Source organism: Buttiauxella sp. B2 (genome assembly GCF_006376615.1).
In the GTDB taxonomy this organism is placed as follows: Bacteria; Pseudomonadota; Gammaproteobacteria; order Enterobacterales; family Enterobacteriaceae; genus Buttiauxella.
Window position 1 is genome coordinate 218,273 of sequence record NZ_VEXQ01000004.1, and the last position, 17,422, is coordinate 235,694.

A 17,422-nucleotide genomic window follows, 5' to 3' on the forward strand; every position below is an offset into this window, starting at 1 on the left:
TGGCAGAAGATTTCTCTTAAATTTTGCGGACACTCTGCCATGAATACTGCTTCCTACAACCGTACTCGCTGGTTAACTCTGATCGGCACCATCATTACCCAGTTTGCCTTGGGTTCTGTTTATACCTGGAGTCTGTTCAATAGTGCACTGTCACAAAAGCTGGATGAGCCAATCAGCCAGGTGGCATTCTCCTTTGGTTTATTGAGCCTGGGTCTTGCGATATCTTCCTCAGTTGCGGGTAAATTGCAGGAACGTTTCGGTGTTCGTAAAGTCACGATGGCAGCCGGTGTGCTGTTGGGTGTTGGTTTCTTCCTTACCGCTCACTCCAATAGCTTGCTGATGCTATGGCTGAGCGCAGGCGTGCTGGTGGGTCTGGCTGATGGCGCGGGTTACTTGCTGACTCTGTCCAACTGCGTGAAGTGGTTCCCGGAGCGTAAAGGCCTGATTTCCGCGTTTGCCATCGGTTCATACGGCCTCGGCAGCCTGGGTTTCAAATACATCGATACACATTTACTGGCAACTTACGGCCTTGAAAGCACCTTTATGATTTGGGGTGGCCTGGCGATGGTGATGATTCTGCTGGGTTCCATGCTAATGAAAGATGCGCCATTGCAGGAAGTTAAAACGGTTAACGGCGTGGCGGAAAAAGATTACTCCCTTGCAGAATCTATGCGCCAACCGCAGTACTGGATGCTGGCTATCATGTTCCTGACTGCCTGCATGAGTGGTTTGTATGTTATTGGTGTTGCAAAAGATATTGCGCAAGGTCTGGTACATTTGACCGCTGAATCTGCAGCTAACGCAGTCACTGTTATCGCTATTGCTAACCTCAGCGGCCGTCTGGTGCTGGGCATTGCGTCCGATAAAATTTCTCGTATCCGCGTCATTACCATCGGTCAGGTTATTTCTTTAGTTGGTATGGCAGCACTGTTGTTCGCTCCGCTCAACGAAGCGACTTTCTTCGCGGCAATTGCTTGTGTGGCATTTAACTTCGGCGGCACCATCACCGTTTATCCATCACTGGTCAGCGAGTTCTTTGGTCTGAATAACCTGACTAAAAACTACGGTGTGATTTATCTGGGCTTCGGTATCGGTAGCATCTGTGGTTCGATTATCGCTTCTATCTTCGGCGGTTTTTACGTCACCTTCTGCGTCATCTTCGCGCTGTTGATAGTGTCTCTGGCGATTTCCACCACCATTCGCCAGCCAGCACGAGAAGTTCTTCAAGAAGCTCACGCTTGATAATGAGCCATTAATGCCGCAAACCATGCCGCCGGGACGTTATACGGCGGCATCATTAGTTGTGAAATCCCTCGTTCTATAATGCCTTCCGCTTGAGTCCTTAACGTTTCATTTCCCCGTTGTAAGCCTGTCAGCTGAATGCGTTTTTCAATGAGATAAACGCGAGCAAAATGTGGGTCGTAGTGCAAGATTCCACGCGTGTTATCAATGATATCAGCCAGTTTTATGGTTTGTGCTTCACAGCTTGCATTGGCTGTATGCAGAAAATGCGCACGCTTACGACTTATGCGATTGGTGCCAGGAGGCTGTTCGGGGTTGGTGACCATTGCCACAAGTGTCGCCACCTCCGAGCCAAAATGCTCCTGGATATCGATTAAGGTACTGCCAGTGTCTTCTACCGTATCGTGCAGCCATGCCGCCGCGAGTAGCTCCTCAATAGGGGAGACGCTTCTGACTAGCTCGACGACTGCCGCAGGATGGACGATATAAGGCTCAAAGGTATATTTGCGGCGTTGATCGCAAGCCGCATGGGCTTTTGTTGCATATCGGCGCGCGCGTTCTTCTAAAGACTGCATAATTTCTCCTCCGCATCACCAATATTTCCCACAACCAAGTCGTGGCGTCTATCCTTTGTTATCTACCCCAACAAAAGGAAAATGCAATGTCCTTAGAAAAAGTGCTGTACCGTGCGAAAGCCAAAGCGACCGGTGGCCGTGATGGTCGTGCAACCTCCTCTGATGGTGTGCTGGATGTAAAACTGGGTGTGCCAAAAGAGATGGGCGGTGCAGGTGGTGAAGTCACTAACCCAGAACAACTGTTTGCTGCCGGCTATTCTGCCTGCTTCCTCGGCGCGCTCAAACACGTCGCTTCAACCGAGAAAAAGAAAATCCCTCAGGATGCTTTTATTGAAGGCCAGGTCGGGATTGGCACGCTGCCGACAGGCTTTGGCATTGAAGCACAACTCGATATCCATCTACCTGGTATGGATAAAGCCGAAGCCGAAGCGCTGGTGCAAAAAGCCCACGTTGTATGTCCGTATTCCAACGCCACGCGCGGGAATATTGATGTGACGCTTAACGTTATCGTGTAAGCGTTACGGTCTGGTCTGAGTTATGTAAACCTCAGGCCAGATCATGTTTTTTGTCGATACTTTTTACTGCCCCTATGCTTTACTAATCCGCGCCAAAAAATGGCTCAGAATCATCCTGATTCAAACTCAATTTTTTTATTGCCCAGAATTTTCTATGTTTTGTAGAGTCTGAGTGATGCTTATGACATTTCTTTTTTGCTTTATTTTTTCGGACATCCTGAATGAATTACGTTAAATCGATGACCCAACAGAAACTTTGTTTCCTGTTAGCGGTATACATCGGCCTGTTTTTAAATCTTTCGGTTTTTTATCATCGTTTTGAAGGATTTCTTCAGGACTTTAGCGGCCTGAAAGCTATCTCGATGGTTGTTGAAGTTGTGGCTTGTGTGCTGGTCACTTTCTTTTTATTGCGCTTGTTGTCGCTTTTGGGTCGAACAGCGTGGCGAATTCTCGCGACATTAATTGTGTTGTGTTCCGTCGGTGCAAGTTACTACATGACATTGCTCAATGTCGTGATTGGCTATGGAATTATTGCCTCGGTAATGACTACCGATATCGACCTTTCTAAAGAAATTGTTGGCTATCAATTCGTAATGTGGATGGTGCTGGTCAGCGCAATTCCGCTGGTACTTATCTGGGGAAGCAACACCCGCGATACGTTGCTTAACCAGTTGAAAACGCCTGGCCAACGCATCAAAAATGTGGCGATTGTGTTGTTAGCGGGGCTGATTGTTTGGGCGCCGTTGCGTTTACTTGATAAAGAGCAAAATCGCACCGAGAAACGCTCCACTATTGATATGCCAAGCTATGGCGGCGTGGTGGCTAACTCCTACCTGCCATCTAACTGGGTTTCGGCGTTAGGCCTTTTTGCCTGGGCGCAGGCGGATGAATCCACCGATAACAACTCGCTGATGAACCCGGCGAAGAAGTTTACTTATATTGCACCTAAAGAGCTGGATGATACCTATGTGGTGTTCGTGATTGGCGAAACCACACGTTGGGATCACATGGGTATTTTGGGCTATGGCCGTGATACCACACCAAAGCTTGCCAAAGAGAAAAACCTGGTCGCGTTCCGTGGGGAGTCTTGTGATACCGCCACCAAGCTTTCGCTACGCTGTATGTTTGTGCGTGAAGGCGGAGCGGCCGAAAACCCGCAGCGTACTCTAAAAGAGCAGAACGTTTTTGCAGTGCTCAAGCAGCTTGGCTTTAGCTCTGAACTTTTTGCGATGCAAAGTGAAGTATGGTTCTACGGTAATACCATGGCCGATAACTTCTCTTATCGTGAGCAAATCGCTGCCGAGCCACGTAACAGTGGCAAGCAAGTCGACGATATGTTGTTGGTTGAAGAGATGAAACGTTCTGTGGATGAACATCCGAAGGGTAAACATCTGATTATTCTGCATACCAAAGGTTCGCACTTCTCCTATGTGCAGCGTTATCCGCGTAGCTTCGCAAAATGGACACCAGAGTGCGTCAGCATTGATAAAGAGTGCAGTAAAGATCAGTTGATAAACGCCTTTGATAACTCAGTGCTCTATACCGATACGGTGCTTGAAGATGTGATTTCCCAGTTGCGTGACAAGCGGGCAATTATTTTCTATGCCTCTGACCACGGCGAATCTATCGACGAGAAAAAGCATTTGCACGGAACACCACGTAACATGGCTCCGCCAGAGCAGTTCCGTGTGCCATTGCTGGTTTGGGCATCAGACAAGTATCTGGAAAACCCGGATCGTGCTCGTGAGTTCGCGCATATGCAGGAACAAGCCAAAATGAAGGTGCCGCATCGCCATGTTGAGCTGTATGACACCATCATGGGTTGCCTGGGTTACACGTCACCAGACGGCGGTATTAACCAGAATAACAACTGGTGCCACGTGCCGCAGCAGGATGGAAAGTAACTTTTTTGCCACATATGCTTGAAATTGAATCAAACGAACGCGATTTTTAGGATCAGGGATTGACGACTAAAACGGTGCGCAGTAATATGCGCTCCGCATTCGGCGAGTAGCGCAGCTTGGTAGCGCAACTGGTTTGGGACCAGTGGGTCGGAGGTTCGAATCCTCTCTCGCCGACCAATTTAGAGAAAGCCCGCTTTTTAGCGGGCTTTTTTGCGTCCAGAGTTTGTAGAGGATGAAGAAACTCCGGGGCAGGAGGTTCGAGCCGAGCGCAGCGAGACAGCGTTGTTTTAGCAACGACCCGCAGGGCGACGTCACGCAGTGACGAGTTATCCTCTCTCGCCGACCAATTTAGAGAAAGCCTGCTTTTTAGCGGGCTTTCTAGCGTCTGGACTCCACGATATCTTCTGTGGATGGGTAATATAAGTTTTTTATTTAACTTTTCTATTTTAACTCATTTATTAACAACAAGTTATTTTGGGTGGGGTAATCAAAACTCTTACTCCAGGGACGTTGCACGCTGTATCGACCTTATGTTGCCGATTTTGTGATATTTTCCATCGTATTTTGTTATGGAAAATCGTGGATTAATGCGCGGTTGCTTATGTTTCATACCAGCATGATTCGCTGTAAGAGATATAGATCACAAAACTTATCGTTCAGATAATCATCATTCAGCAATAAATTTTACAAAATTTGCACAACCGATTACGGCTATAGGTTGTCTTTTAAGCAGTGAAATATTCTACCAACAAGGCCATAGCATAAATTTCCCTGCTGGGAATGACTCGGCAGGCTTTTTTTTCACTTTGTTCACTGATTCTCACCTCGGTTGTAAATCCCCCTTACCTATATTGACGTTTTACTCATCTGTTGACAGATTGTAGGGCGTGAGGGGCAATTTATGGACAGTCCGCACTACCACACAGCCAGCCTGACGAATGGAATCCCTGGCCTCACCATCGCCTCCGGGCATACCGAACAGACCGCATTCATATAACAAAGGTCTAACGGAACAAAACAACACATCTCACAATGGAGCAGAAGAATGAGTATTTCCTTGAAGAAGTCAGGGATGCTGAAATTTGGTCTGAGCCTGGTGGCTTTGACCGTAGCAGCGAGCGTTCAGGCAAAAACCTTGGTTTATTGTTCAGAAGGTTCCCCAGAAGGTTTTAACCCTCAGCTGTTCACCTCTGGTACAACGTACGACGCCAGCTCAGTGCCAATTTATAACCGCCTTGTCGAGTTCAAAACCGGTACCACTGAAATCATCCCTGGTTTGGCTGAGAAGTGGGAAGTCAGCGCTGACGGTAAAACCTATACCTTCCACCTTCGTTCAGGTGTGAAGTGGCAGGACAATAAAGATTTCAAACCAACACGCGACCTCAACGCTGATGACGTAGTGTTCTCATTCGATCGTCAAAAAAACAAAGATAACCCGTACCACAAAGTTTCTGGCGGCAGCTACGAATACTTTGAAGGAATGGGCTTGTCTGATCTGATCACTGACATTAAGAAAGTGGACGACAACACCGTTCAATTCGTGTTGGCTCGCCCGGAATCTCCATTCCTTGCTGACCTTGCGATGGACTTCGCTTCCATTCTGTCGAAAGAATACGCAGACAACATGATGAAAGCCGGTACGCCGGAAAAAACTGACCTGAACCCAATCGGTACCGGTCCGTTCCAGCTGCTGCAATACCAGAAAGACTCACGCATTCTGTACAAAGCGTTCCCGGGCTACTGGGGCACCAAGCCACAGATCGACCGCCTGGTCTTCTCCATCACGCCTGATGCCTCTGTGCGTTACGCCAAATTGCAGAAAAACGAGTGCCAGGTTATGCCGTATCCAAATCCGGCTGACATCGCTCGTATGAAGCAAGATAAGAGCATCAACCTGATGGAACAGGCTGGCCTGAACGTGGGTTACCTGTCCTTCAACACCGAGAAGAAACCGTTTGATGACGTGAAAGTGCGTCAGGCGCTGACTTATGCGGTGAACAAAGAAGCGATCATCAAAGCGGTTTATCAGGGTGCTGGCACTGCGGCTAAAAACCTGATCCCACCAACCATGTGGGGCTACAACGATGACGTGAAGGATTACACCTACGATCCTGAGAAAGCGAAAGCGCTGCTGAAAGAATCAGGCCACGCAGACGGCTTCACCGTTGATCTGTGGGCAATGCCAGTACAACGTCCGTACAACCCGAATGCTCGCCGCATGGCTGAGATGATTCAGGCTGACTGGGCGAAAGTCGGTGTGACCGCCAAAATCGTAACCTATGAGTGGGGCGAGTATCTGAAGCGCGCCAAAGCAGGCGAACACCAGGCTGTGATGATGGGCTGGACTGGCGACAATGGGGACCCGGATAACTTCTTCGCTACCCTGTTTAGTTGTGCGGCAGCAAAAGACGGTTCCAACTACTCTCGCTGGTGTTACAAACCGTTTGAAGACTTGATCCAACCTGCGCGCGCTACAGACGATCACAACAAACGTATCGAACTGTACAAACAAGCTCAGGTAGTGATGCATGACCAGGCTCCGGCGCTGATCGTTGCTCACTCCACCGTTTATGAGCCAGTGCGCAAAGAAGTGAAAGGTTACGTGGTTGACCCATTGGGTAAACACCACTTTGAGAACGTGTCTGTCGAATAATAAAAGTAGCGTGCTTTATTCCCTCTCCTCAATGAGGAGAGGGTGAAAGATTTGTGAGCAATACAGACTGAAGGCTGCGAGGCTTTCAGTCACTACAGAGAATCCGGGTTATGTTGCAGTTCATCCTCCGACGTCTGGGATTAGTTATCCCCACGTTTATCGGTATTACCCTTCTTACCTTCGCTTTCGTCCATATGATCCCCGGTGACCCGGTGATGATTATGGTTGGCGAGCGGGGTATCTCTCCTGAACGTCATGCTCAGTTGTTGGCTGAGCTTGGCCTCGACAAACCGTTATGGCAGCAATACGTCCATTATGTATGGGGTGTGATGCATGGCGACCTGGGCATTTCGTTAAAAAGCCGTCTCCCTGTGTGGGACGAGTTCGTACCGCGCTTTAAAGCGACCATGGAACTCGGTGTCTGCGCAATGATGTTTGCCGTTGCCGTGGGTATTCCGGTTGGCGTTTTGGCCGCTGTTAAACGCGGTTCTATATTTGACCATACCGCTGTGGGCATCGCGCTGACAGGCTATTCAATGCCTATTTTCTGGTGGGGTATGATGCTAATCATGCTGGTTTCCGTCTACTGGAACCTCACCCCTGTTTCGGGGCGCATCAGCGATACAGTATTCCTCGATGACACCTTACCGCTCACCGGCTTCATGCTGATAGACACTGCTATTTGGGGCGAGCCGGGCGACTTCATTGATGCCGTGGCGCATATGGTGTTGCCAGCCGTGGTGCTCGGCACCATTCCGTTGGCGGTCATCGTGCGTATGACCCGCTCAGCAATGCTTGAAGTGCTCGGTGAAGATTATATCCGTACCGCTCGCGCCAAGGGCCTGACCCGTATGCGCGTTATCGTGGTTCACGCCTTGCGTAACGCTATGCTGCCGGTTGTCACCGTTATCGGTTTGCAGGTCGGTACTTTACTGGCAGGTGCCATCCTGACAGAAACTATCTTCTCCTGGCCGGGTCTTGGCCGCTGGTTGATTGATGCATTGCAACGTCGTGACTACCCGGTAGTACAGGGCGGCGTATTGTTGGTGGCGACGATGATTATCCTCGTTAACCTGATAGTCGACTTACTGTACGGCGTGGTGAACCCGCGTATACGCCATAAGAAATAAGGGCTTATCATGACGCAAGTAACTGAAAATAAAGTAGTGATGGCGCCAGTTCCAATGACGCCGTTCCAGGAATTCTGGCACTACTTCAAACGTAATAAAGGGGCGGTAGTTGGCCTGGTGTATGTCACCGCCATGGTTCTTATCGCAATATTTGCCAACGTACTGGCTCCTCACGGCCCGGCAGAACAGTTCCGCGACTCGTTGCTGAACCCACCGGTCTGGCAGGAAGGCGGTAGCTGGCAGTTCCTGCTCGGTACTGATGACGTAGGCCGCGATATTATGGCTCGCCTGATGTACGGTGCGCGCCTGTCGCTGCTGGTTGGCTGCCTGGTAGTTGTATTGTCGCTGATTATGGGCGTGGTACTCGGCCTGGTCGCGGGCTACTTCGGTGGCCTTATCGACAATATCATCATGCGAATCGTTGACATCATGCTAGCGCTACCAAGCCTGTTGTTGGCTTTAGTGCTGGTGGCGGTATTCGGCCCGTCGATAGTTAACGCCTCGCTCGCTTTGACCTTCGTTGCGCTGCCGCATTATGTGCGACTGACGCGCGGTGCGGTGCTGGTGGAAGTGAACCGCGACTATGTAACCGCCTCGCGCGTTGCGGGTGCGAGTTCGATGCGCCAGATGTTCATCAACATTTTACCAAATTGCCTGGCACCGCTTATCGTGCAGGCTTCTCTTGGCTTCTCTAACGCCATTCTCGATATGGCCGCCCTCGGCTTCCTCGGCATGGGTGCGCAACCGCCAACACCAGAGTGGGGCACTATGCTCGCCGACGTGTTGCAGTTCGCACAAAGTGCCTGGTGGGTTGTCACCTTCCCGGGTGTCGCAATCCTGCTGACGGTGCTGGCATTTAACCTGATGGGTGACGGGCTGCGTGACGCGCTCGATCCTAAACTCAAGCAGTAGAGAGGCACGAGATGGCGTTATTGAATGTAGATAAATTATCGGTGCATTTCGGCGACGAAAAGGCATCATTCCGTGCCGTAGACCGTATTAGTTACAGCGTAAATCAAGGTGAAGTTGTTGGTATCGTAGGGGAATCAGGTTCCGGTAAATCGGTTAGCTCGCTGGCAATAATGGGACTGATTGATTACCCAGGCCGCGTAATGGCAGAAAAACTCGAGTTTAACGGCCAGGATCTCCAGAAAATTTCTGAGAAAGAACGTCGTAACCTGGTTGGTGCTGAAGTGGCAATGATCTTCCAGGACCCGATGACCAGCCTCAACCCATGCTACACCGTGGGTTTCCAGATTATGGAAGCCATCAAGGTGCATCAGGGCGGCAACAAGAAAACTCGTGTCCAGCGTGCAATCGACCTGCTGAACCTGGTGGGCATTCCCGATGCAGCTTCGCGTCTGGACGTTTATCCGCATCAGCTTTCCGGCGGTATGAGCCAGCGTGTGATGATCGCAATGGCGATTGCCTGTCGTCCTAAGCTACTGATTGCCGATGAACCGACCACCGCACTGGATGTGACCATCCAGGCGCAAATCATTGAGCTGTTACTGGAACTTCAGCAAAAAGAGAACATGGCGCTGATTCTTATCACCCATGACCTTGCATTGGTTGCCGAAGCGGCACACAAAATCATCGTGATGTACGCAGGGCAAGTGGTAGAAACGGGTAACTCGCACGACATTTTCCGTGCTCCGCGCCACCCATACACCCAGGCACTGCTACGTGCATTGCCTGAGTTTGCGCAGGATAAAGCGCGACTGGCCTCATTGCCTGGTGTGGTGCCGGGTAAGTACGACCGCCCGACCGGCTGCTTACTCAACCCGCGCTGCCCGTATGCGACAGACAAATGCCGCAGCGAAGAACCAGAACTGAACATGGTGGATAACGGACGTCAGTCCAAATGCCACTTCCCGCTCGATGATGCCGGGAGGCCAACGCTATGAGTACCGATAAGGCCACTGCGCAACCTCTGTTGCAGGCCATCGACCTGAAAAAACACTACCCGGTGAAGAAAGGCTTTTTCGGCCAGGAACGCCTGGTGAAAGCACTGGATGGGGTTTCATTTGACCTTGAGCGCGGTAAAACGTTGGCGGTGGTAGGCGAATCCGGTTGTGGTAAATCCACACTGGGCCGTTTGCTGACGATGATCGAAATCCCAACGGGTGGGGAGCTTTACTACCAGGGACAGGATCTGCTCAAGCCTGATGAAACATCGGAAAAACTGCGTCGCCAGAAAATCCAAATAGTCTTCCAGAACCCGTACGGCTCCTTAAATCCACGTAAGAAAGTGGGGCAAATTCTTGAAGAGCCACTGCAAATCAATACCAACCTAAGCAAAGCTGAACGTCGTGAAAAATCTCTGGCGATGATGGCGAAAGTTGGCCTGAAAACCGAACATTATGACCGCTATCCGCACATGTTTTCTGGCGGCCAGCGTCAGCGTATTGCTATCGCTCGTGGTCTGATGCTAGACCCAGATGTGGTGATCGCCGATGAGCCGGTTTCGGCACTCGACGTTTCTGTACGTGCGCAAGTACTGAACCTGATGATGGATTTGCAGCAGGAAATGGGGCTATCGTACGTGTTCATTTCCCATGATTTATCCGTGGTAGAACACATTGCCGACGAAGTGATGGTGATGTATTTGGGCCGCTGTGTTGAGAAGGGCACGAAAGACCAGATCTTCTCTAACCCGCGCCACCCGTATACTCAGGCGTTGCTTTCAGCAACACCTCGTCTGAACCCGGATGAGCGCCGCGAGCGTATTAAGCTGACAGGCGAACTGCCAAGTCCACTCAATCCGCCTCCGGGCTGTGCGTTTAACGCGCGTTGCCGCCGCCGTTTCGGGCCATGTACCCAGTTGCAACCGCAGCTGAAAGAGTACGGTGGTCAACTGGTGGCGTGTTTCGCTGTTGACCAGGATGAGAACGTAGAAATTCGGTAGTTCAAAGCGCCCTTATCTTCTTCCAGGGGAGGAGATAAGGGCTATCCATGTTTATCTTGTCATTTCGCGCACGTCTACCTGTCACTATAATTCACACTTAAATTACCCACATACAATACCTGTATATATATCAAGGATACCTTTATTAAATCGACGTTACTTATTTCCCCGTACTGTCCATTGTGATATTCACTCCTTGGTTTAATTGTTAATTTCTCAGGCGAAATATCAAGAGCCAATAAATACTTATTATGAGTGTGTCATCACAAAAAAAGTCTGCTACCTTTAATGAATTAGTATTAAATAGCGCTTAATCACAAACCAAATCGTCTTCATGCTTAGATAGGCATAAATAAGAAAAAAAGATGGAGGTAGAACCTCTGGTGCCTATATATTGGCTTGAAATCCAGCACATTTTCCCGAAAAAAATAATAAAACACGGGATAATTACTCATCGCAATTAATAACGTTCCATGATGTCAATAATCCAAAATAATGATCAGCTAAACCTTTCTAATAGTATTGGTATATGTTTTAAGTGTATTCATGCATTCAATTTAAATGTCTTATAAATCATGAGTATTGTAATGAAAAACTATGATGATTTGCAGCGCTTCAAGGATAAGACGCGCACAGGCGCTATCGAATTCAAGGATATGTCGGCGCAAAATCAGCAGTCAAATGCGAGTAACTGGGCGATCATCAAACAGTTAATGAATACTGATGGCGAGGAATCTGTGTTTTCTCAGGCTGGAAGTATTTCAGTGCCAGCGCCACAGGCCGCTAAAGCTGATGAGTTTGATACCAGCCACTTCAAGCCGCTGGTCGCACAGCCGATTAATAACGCTGTGTCACAAGGTTCCATTCTGGATAGCCTTAGCAGCGCAATGCCGCAAGCCAGAACCGAGGTTTTCCAGCCCGAGCAAAATAAATCCACAGCAGCGACGTTGTTTGAGCAACTTGCACCGCTAACTGCGGCGGCAGAACCCATTAAAGAAGTCGTGAAACCTGCTGCAATTGCAGCGCCGCAGGCACCTGCACCGGTAACTGCTGAGCCCGTGCGTTTTGACAAACTGTTCGCAGCCAAAGGGAATACGGTGCGGAGTCATCCCGCCAAAGACTTGCCGCTGCAACCGTTGCTGGAGATGATTGCATCATGCCGTTAGTGTGTGTTTGCTCGCCAAAAGGCGGAGTTGGGAAAACCACGGTTACCGCCAATCTGGCGTATGCGTTGGCTCGTGCTGGCAGCAAAGTGCTGGCGATCGATTTTGATGTGCAAAATGCGCTGCGTCTGCATTTTGGCGTTCCGTTGTCTGATGGTCGCGGTTATGTGGCAAAAGCCATTGAATCCGCGGACTGGAGCCAGTCGGTTTTGACCGCCGGTAGCAATATGTTTGTGCTGCCGTATGGCGATGTCACCGAAGAGCAGCGACTTGAGTTTGAGCAGCGTTTGACGAACGACAGTCATTTCCTGATGCGTGGATTAAGTACGTTACTGAATTATCCCGGGCTTATTATCATCGCCGATTTTCCTCCAGGGCCAAACCCTGCGCTTAAAGCGGTTTCACGCCTGGCTGATTTGCATTTGGTGACTATGCTGGCGGATACCGCTTCGCTTTCGCTGTTGCCACATATTGAAAACCATCGCCTGATTGGCGAGCCGCTAAACAATAAAGCGGGATATTATTTTGTTCTCAACCAAAGCGATAATCGCCGTCATATTAGCCGCGACGTTACGGCGTTTATGCAGCAACGTCTTGGTGATCGTCTACTCGGCATTATTAACCGCGATGAAAGTGTGGCTGAAGCCAACGCCTCTCAGCAATCAATATTCGATTTCAGCCCAGCGTCCGCTGCCGCTTTTGATATTGAGCTTATTAGCAAGCGAGTTGCGGCTCTTCTCGACATAAAAGTGGGTGATGGTGCGGTACATACTGCCTTGAGAACTTCAAATTTCTGACAATCAGCCAGGATGTCCTATGAAAAAGGTCCTGTTTTGTTTACTGCTATTGGTCTTAGCGCCAATAGCGGTGCTTATCATTATTACGCCAATGGATAGCCAGAAGCAGTATATCTTTGGCTTTATTAGCCTCGCTATTCTGTTTGCTCTTGGTTTTAGCAAAAAGCACAGCGTGTCGATTATCATGATGGTGGTATCAGTATTGATGTCCACTCGTTATATTTATTTTCGCGCGACGCAAACCCTGCACTTTAATTCTGAAATAGAAGCCATTCTTGGCGTAGGGTTGTTTTTAGCTGAACTGTATATCTGGGTTATTTTATTACTGAGTTATCTGCAAACCGCTTTCCCGTTGAAAAGGGGAATTGTGCCGTTGCCGGACGATACCTCAACCTGGCCAACGGTGGATGTTTATATTCCCAGCTACAACGAAAGCCTCGATGTGGTTCGCGATACCGTACTCGCCGCGCAATGTATCGACTATCCGCGTGATAAAATCAAAATCTACCTGCTTGATGACGGTAAGCGGCGCGAGTTTGCTGTATTTGCGGCGGACGTAGGTGTCGGATATATCACGCGAAATGATAACTCACATGCCAAAGCCGGTAACCTCAACCACGCCATGAAACTCACCAAAGGTGAGCTGATTTGCGTCTTTGACTGTGACCATGTTGCCACGCGTATTTTCCTGCAAGCGACCGTGGGTGCATTCCTGAAAGACCCGAAACTGGCGTTGTTACAAACCCCACACTACTTCTATTCGCCGGATCCTTTTGAGCGTAACTTATCGGCTGGGCGCAATATCCCTAACGAAGGTTCGTTGTTCTACGGCCCACTCCAGCAGGGTAACGATAACTGGAACGCGACGTTTTTCTGCGGTTCTTGTGCCGTGATTCGTCGTAGCGCACTTGAAGAAATCGGCGGCTTTGCTGTAGAAACCGTGACTGAGGATGCGCATACCGCGCTGAAAATGCAGCGCCTTGGCTGGAAATCTGCATTCCTGGATATCCCGCTGGCAGCAGGATTGGCGACTGAGCGCCTGGTACTACACGTGATTCAGCGTACTCGCTGGGCGCGCGGTATGACCCAAATATTCCGCATGGATAATCCGCTTTTTGGCCGTGGCCTGAAGTGGCAGCAACGCTTGTGTTATCTCAGCGCGATGCTCTATTTCCAGTTTGCTTTGCCGCGAATCGCGTTCCTCACCGCCCCGCTGGCGTATTTGCTCTTCAACCTGAATATCATTCACTCCTCGGCGAGCCTGATTTTTGCTTATGCGCTGCCGCATTTGCTGCTCACTATTTACCTGAACTCAAGAATGAACGGGCGTTATCGCTACAGTTTCTGGGGCGAGATATACGATATGGTGCTGGCGTTCCACCTGGTTTTACCGACGTTTATTACGATGCTGTTCCCAAAACGCGGCAAGTTCAACGTAACGGACAAAGGTGCATTGCTGAATGTGGGCTACTTCGATTTCAGCGTGGTGCGTCCTCACGTGATTATCGCGGTGTTGCTGGCAGTGGCGGTGATTGCCGGGATTGTGCGTGCTTGTGCGCATGACTACTTTGGTGTCGACCCTAACGTTATCGCGTTGAACGTCGGTTGGGGGTTATACAGCCTGGTGTTCTTGCTGGCGGCAATTGCGGTAGCCCGTGAAACTCGTCAGACGCGTAAAACCATCCGTATTGATGTCGATGTTCCTGTGGTCATTCACTATGCCAGTGGTATTTCATCACGCAGCAATACGCTCGATTTATCAATGGGCGGTTGCCGAATTGCGGTGCCGGATGACCGACATCTCACCGATGAAATTGAAGAAATCGAACTGCAATTAAAATCCGGCTCTATCAGCATTCCGGTGCAAGTTATTGCCAGTGACGAACAGGCCATTCGCCTGATGTTTGAAGAGATTCCACTGGACCGCCGCCGTGAACTGGTGCGTGTAGTACTGGCGCGTGCCGATGCCTGGATTCACCCACCGAAGCCACAAGATAACCCGTTCCGTTCAATACTTATCATCATTCGCTGTGTATTCGATTTGTTCTGGCTGACATTCCAGTCGCGCCGTGAAAACCGTCGTTTGCGTAAGGAAGAAGCAAAGCGTATGGAAAGTGTCAGTGAGGACAACGTTGCATGAAACGGATGACGTTTAAAGTTTGTCAGTTATTGCTCGCGTTAACGGTTTTAGCTTCACCGGTGATGGCTGAGGAGCCGACGACAGTGGAGTCGCTGCTGCCAATAGATTTACCGGCTCCGGGGCAAGAAGCCGCAGCGTCGCAAGAGTCGATGCCAGCACCAGAAACCGCGCCGGTGCCCGACGAGACTCCAGCCCCTGTTCAGACGCCAGAGCCCGCTCCGGTATCACCATCGGTATTCACACCAGGGAACGTCAGCAGTATCACTGTGGCGCAAATGGGCCAGCCGCACGGCATTATGCTCAGTGGCGGGCAGTTGCAGGCGGGGATTGATTTTACGTTGCCAGGTGATCAGGTCATCACCAACGCGCAACTACTGCTGAATCTGAAAGTTTCTCCGGCAATGGCGGCCCGAAATACGACATTGCAACTGATGATGAACGGCCAACCGTTGGGGACGGTTCCGTTGGGTTCCGCCGACAGCGATATCTCGAACTACCAGCTGGAAATCCCGGCGGCAATGGTGGTGTCGAGCAACAACATCAGCTTTAAAATTAACGATGGCGACGCGCTGCTGTGCCTGCGTGATCTGTCTGATAAATACCAGGTCACTATCATGCCGGACACCCGGTTGGATCTGGAAGGGCAGCAGCTCAATATAGGCGCTGATCTCAGCCATTTCCCGCGGCCATTCTTTGACTCGATGCAGATGACCCCCGCTTCTGTGGCGTTTGCCTTCCCGGCGAAAACGCTGCCAGAACAGGTGAGCGCTGCGGCATTGGTCGCGTCCTGGTTAGGTATTGAGGCGGATTATCGCGGTATCTCGTTTAATGCGTTGCATGACAAATTGCCGGAAAAAAACGGCATTCTGTTTGGCAAACCAGGTGATCAAATTGGCGGGCTTACTCTGCCACAAACGCAAAAGCCGATGCTGCAAATCATCGATAACCCAGGCAACCCGGTTTATAAATTGCTGTTGGTGGTCGGAAATTCAGACCAGCAATTGCGAGCGGCGGCGTGGCGTTTAACTCAGGGCAAATTTGCCGGTCAAACCGCCAGTACTGCGGTAGAAAATCAGACAATCCCCGCGAGTAAGGCTTACGACGCTCCACGCTGGATTTCGACTGAACGCCCGGTGCGTTTATCCGAACTGATGCGTCAAGACCAAAGTCTGACCGCAACCGGGATCTGGCACGCGCCGTTAAGTGTTGTTTTCCGTGCGGCTCCCGATTTGTTCCTGTGGGATGGTGACACGATCCCGGTAAAGATTGGCTATCGCTTCCCGACGGAAAACTGGATAGACGAAGAGCACTCCTATCTTTCATTGACCCTCAACGGCACCTTCCTGAACAACCTGCCGGTGAACAAGCAGGGCGCTCTGGAAACGCTATGGCGGAAATTAGGTGGCGATGCGCGCCAGGAAAGTTACAACCTCGCGCTGGAGCCTTACATGATTTATGGCGACAACCAACTGTCACTGTATTTCAACATCGAAACCAAAGAATCGGCACCGTGTAGCGTGCTGCTTAATAACAACATCAAGAGCCGTATCGACGAAAACTCCACCATTGATTTGAGCAAAACGCGCCACTTCTCGCTGTTGCCGAACCTGTCTTATTTCGTGGGTGCATCGTTCCCGTTCTCACGTTTCGCGGACTTTGCACATACCATTCTGCTGCTGCCGGAAAACCCAGGAGATGCGGAAATCAGCACTCTGCTGAATATGGCGGCACGTTCGGGTAATGCGACCGGCACCTCTTTGAATAACAACTCGGTGATGTTTGGTTTGCCAACGGGCGGTGCCAACCTGCAACGTCTTGAACAAAGCCACGTGCTAGCTGTTTCGACCATTAATCAAAATGCATTTAACCGGGCTCTACTGGCTCAATCCCCGTTTACCAGTAACGAGCATTCGTTCGGGGTTCGTGAGCGTTCAATCTGGGAAAAAATTCAGAATTGGATAGAGGGCGACTGGGGCTCGAAAGGGACTGCTGCTGACCGTTACTTCTCGTCTAACGAAGCGTGGCGTGGGTTTGTCAGCTTCCGCTCGCAATGGAATCCGTCACGTGTGGTGGTGCTGGCCATTGGCAGTTCGGATGAGCAGCTCTCAAGGCTTCAAACGGACTTAAGTTTGGCGCGCATTAACGCCGGTATTCGTGGCGATGCGGCAATCATTACTGATGAAAACGGCGTGCGGAGTTTCCGCGTCGGCCAACAGTTCCCAAGCGGCCAAATGCCCTGGTACATGATGGTGGTCTGGTATGCCAACCAGCACTCTGCCTTGTTAGCTATTTTAGGTTTGTTGTTCGCCACAGTAATTGGCCTGAGTTTGTATGCCTTACTGAAAAAACGCGCACGTAAACGTCTTAATCCTCAGGATGATGGTAAGTAAAGGTG

General features: G+C 50.2%; 13 protein-coding genes, 1 tRNA gene and 1 other RNA gene. 14 read left to right on the top strand and 1 reads right to left on the bottom strand.

Going from position 1 to position 17,422, the window contains the following annotated elements:
* The first annotated feature begins 39 nt into the window (after positions 1-39).
* Positions 40-1,242 carry an MFS transporter gene (locus FH968_RS07575; RefSeq protein WP_139878530.1) on the top strand — a complete coding sequence of 401 codons (1,203 nt, stop codon included), beginning with the start codon at positions 40-42 and terminating at the stop codon, positions 1,240-1,242.
* Here FH968_RS07575 and FH968_RS07580 read toward each other — a convergent pair.
* Positions 1,233-1,817 (bottom strand): HD domain-containing protein, encoded by a 585-nt coding sequence (locus tag FH968_RS07580; protein ID WP_139878532.1) that lies wholly within the window; start codon positions 1,815-1,817, stop codon positions 1,233-1,235. The two genes, FH968_RS07575 and FH968_RS07580, sit on opposite strands and share 10 nt — an antisense overlap.
* A gap of 86 nt (positions 1,818-1,903) precedes the next feature.
* Here FH968_RS07580 and FH968_RS07585 point away from each other — a divergent pair, with 86 nt between their 5' ends.
* From FH968_RS07585 to bcsB, 13 genes are all read left to right on the top strand, one after another.
* A complete protein-coding gene (locus tag FH968_RS07585; RefSeq protein ID WP_139878534.1) occupies positions 1,904-2,332 on the top strand; it encodes an organic hydroperoxide resistance protein in 429 nt (142 codons plus the stop codon).
* A 221-nt stretch (positions 2,333-2,553) separates the two neighbouring features.
* Entirely contained in the window at positions 2,554-4,236 is a 1,683-nt protein-coding gene (gene eptB / locus FH968_RS07590) for a kdo(2)-lipid A phosphoethanolamine 7''-transferase (protein ID WP_139878536.1), read from the top strand.
* Positions 4,237-4,336: 100 nt separating this feature from the next.
* Positions 4,337-4,413 (top strand) — tRNA-Pro (locus FH968_RS07595).
* Between the two features lie 34 nt (positions 4,414-4,447).
* Positions 4,448-4,582: non-coding RNA, RtT sRNA (locus FH968_RS07600), on the top strand.
* A 699-nt stretch (positions 4,583-5,281) separates the two neighbouring features.
* A complete protein-coding gene (dppA, locus tag FH968_RS07605; RefSeq protein WP_139878537.1) occupies positions 5,282-6,889 on the top strand; it encodes a dipeptide ABC transporter periplasmic-binding protein DppA in 1,608 nt (535 codons plus the stop codon).
* Positions 6,890-6,999: 110 nt separating this feature from the next.
* Positions 7,000-8,019: a dipeptide ABC transporter permease DppB gene (dppB, locus tag FH968_RS07610; protein WP_139878538.1), complete on the top strand. Its 1,020-nt coding sequence runs from the start codon at positions 7,000-7,002 to the stop codon at positions 8,017-8,019.
* 9 nt (positions 8,020-8,028) lie between these two features.
* Entirely contained in the window at positions 8,029-8,931 is a 903-nt protein-coding gene (dppC, locus tag FH968_RS07615; RefSeq protein ID WP_139878539.1) for a dipeptide ABC transporter permease DppC, read from the top strand.
* Between the two features lie 11 nt (positions 8,932-8,942).
* Positions 8,943-9,926 carry a dipeptide ABC transporter ATP-binding protein gene (gene dppD, locus FH968_RS07620; protein WP_139878540.1) on the top strand — a complete coding sequence of 328 codons (984 nt, stop codon included), beginning with the start codon at positions 8,943-8,945 and terminating at the stop codon, positions 9,924-9,926.
* Entirely contained in the window at positions 9,923-10,927 is a 1,005-nt protein-coding gene (gene dppF, locus FH968_RS07625; protein WP_139878541.1) for a dipeptide ABC transporter ATP-binding subunit DppF, read from the top strand. The genes dppD and dppF overlap by 4 nt, the downstream gene beginning before the upstream one ends.
* A gap of 587 nt (positions 10,928-11,514) precedes the next feature.
* Positions 11,515-12,093, top strand: coding sequence for a cellulose biosynthesis protein BcsO (bcsO, locus tag FH968_RS07630; RefSeq protein ID WP_139878542.1), 579 nt, complete (start codon positions 11,515-11,517; stop codon positions 12,091-12,093).
* The gene (gene bcsQ / locus FH968_RS07635; RefSeq protein WP_139878543.1) at positions 12,084-12,887 is read left to right on the top strand and encodes a cellulose biosynthesis protein BcsQ; all 804 of its coding nucleotides are present in this window, start codon (positions 12,084-12,086) and stop codon (positions 12,885-12,887) included. Before bcsO ends, bcsQ begins: the two co-directional genes overlap by 10 nt.
* A 19-nt stretch (positions 12,888-12,906) precedes the next feature.
* Positions 12,907-15,027 carry a UDP-forming cellulose synthase catalytic subunit gene (gene bcsA, locus FH968_RS07640; protein ID WP_139878544.1) on the top strand — a complete coding sequence of 707 codons (2,121 nt, stop codon included), beginning with the start codon at positions 12,907-12,909 and terminating at the stop codon, positions 15,025-15,027.
* On the top strand, positions 15,024-17,417 hold the full coding sequence (bcsB, locus tag FH968_RS07645) for a cellulose biosynthesis cyclic di-GMP-binding regulatory protein BcsB (protein WP_139878545.1): 2,394 nt from the start codon (positions 15,024-15,026) through the stop codon (positions 17,415-17,417). The genes bcsA and bcsB overlap by 4 nt, the downstream gene beginning before the upstream one ends.
* The last annotated feature ends 5 nt before the right edge of the window (positions 17,418-17,422 follow it).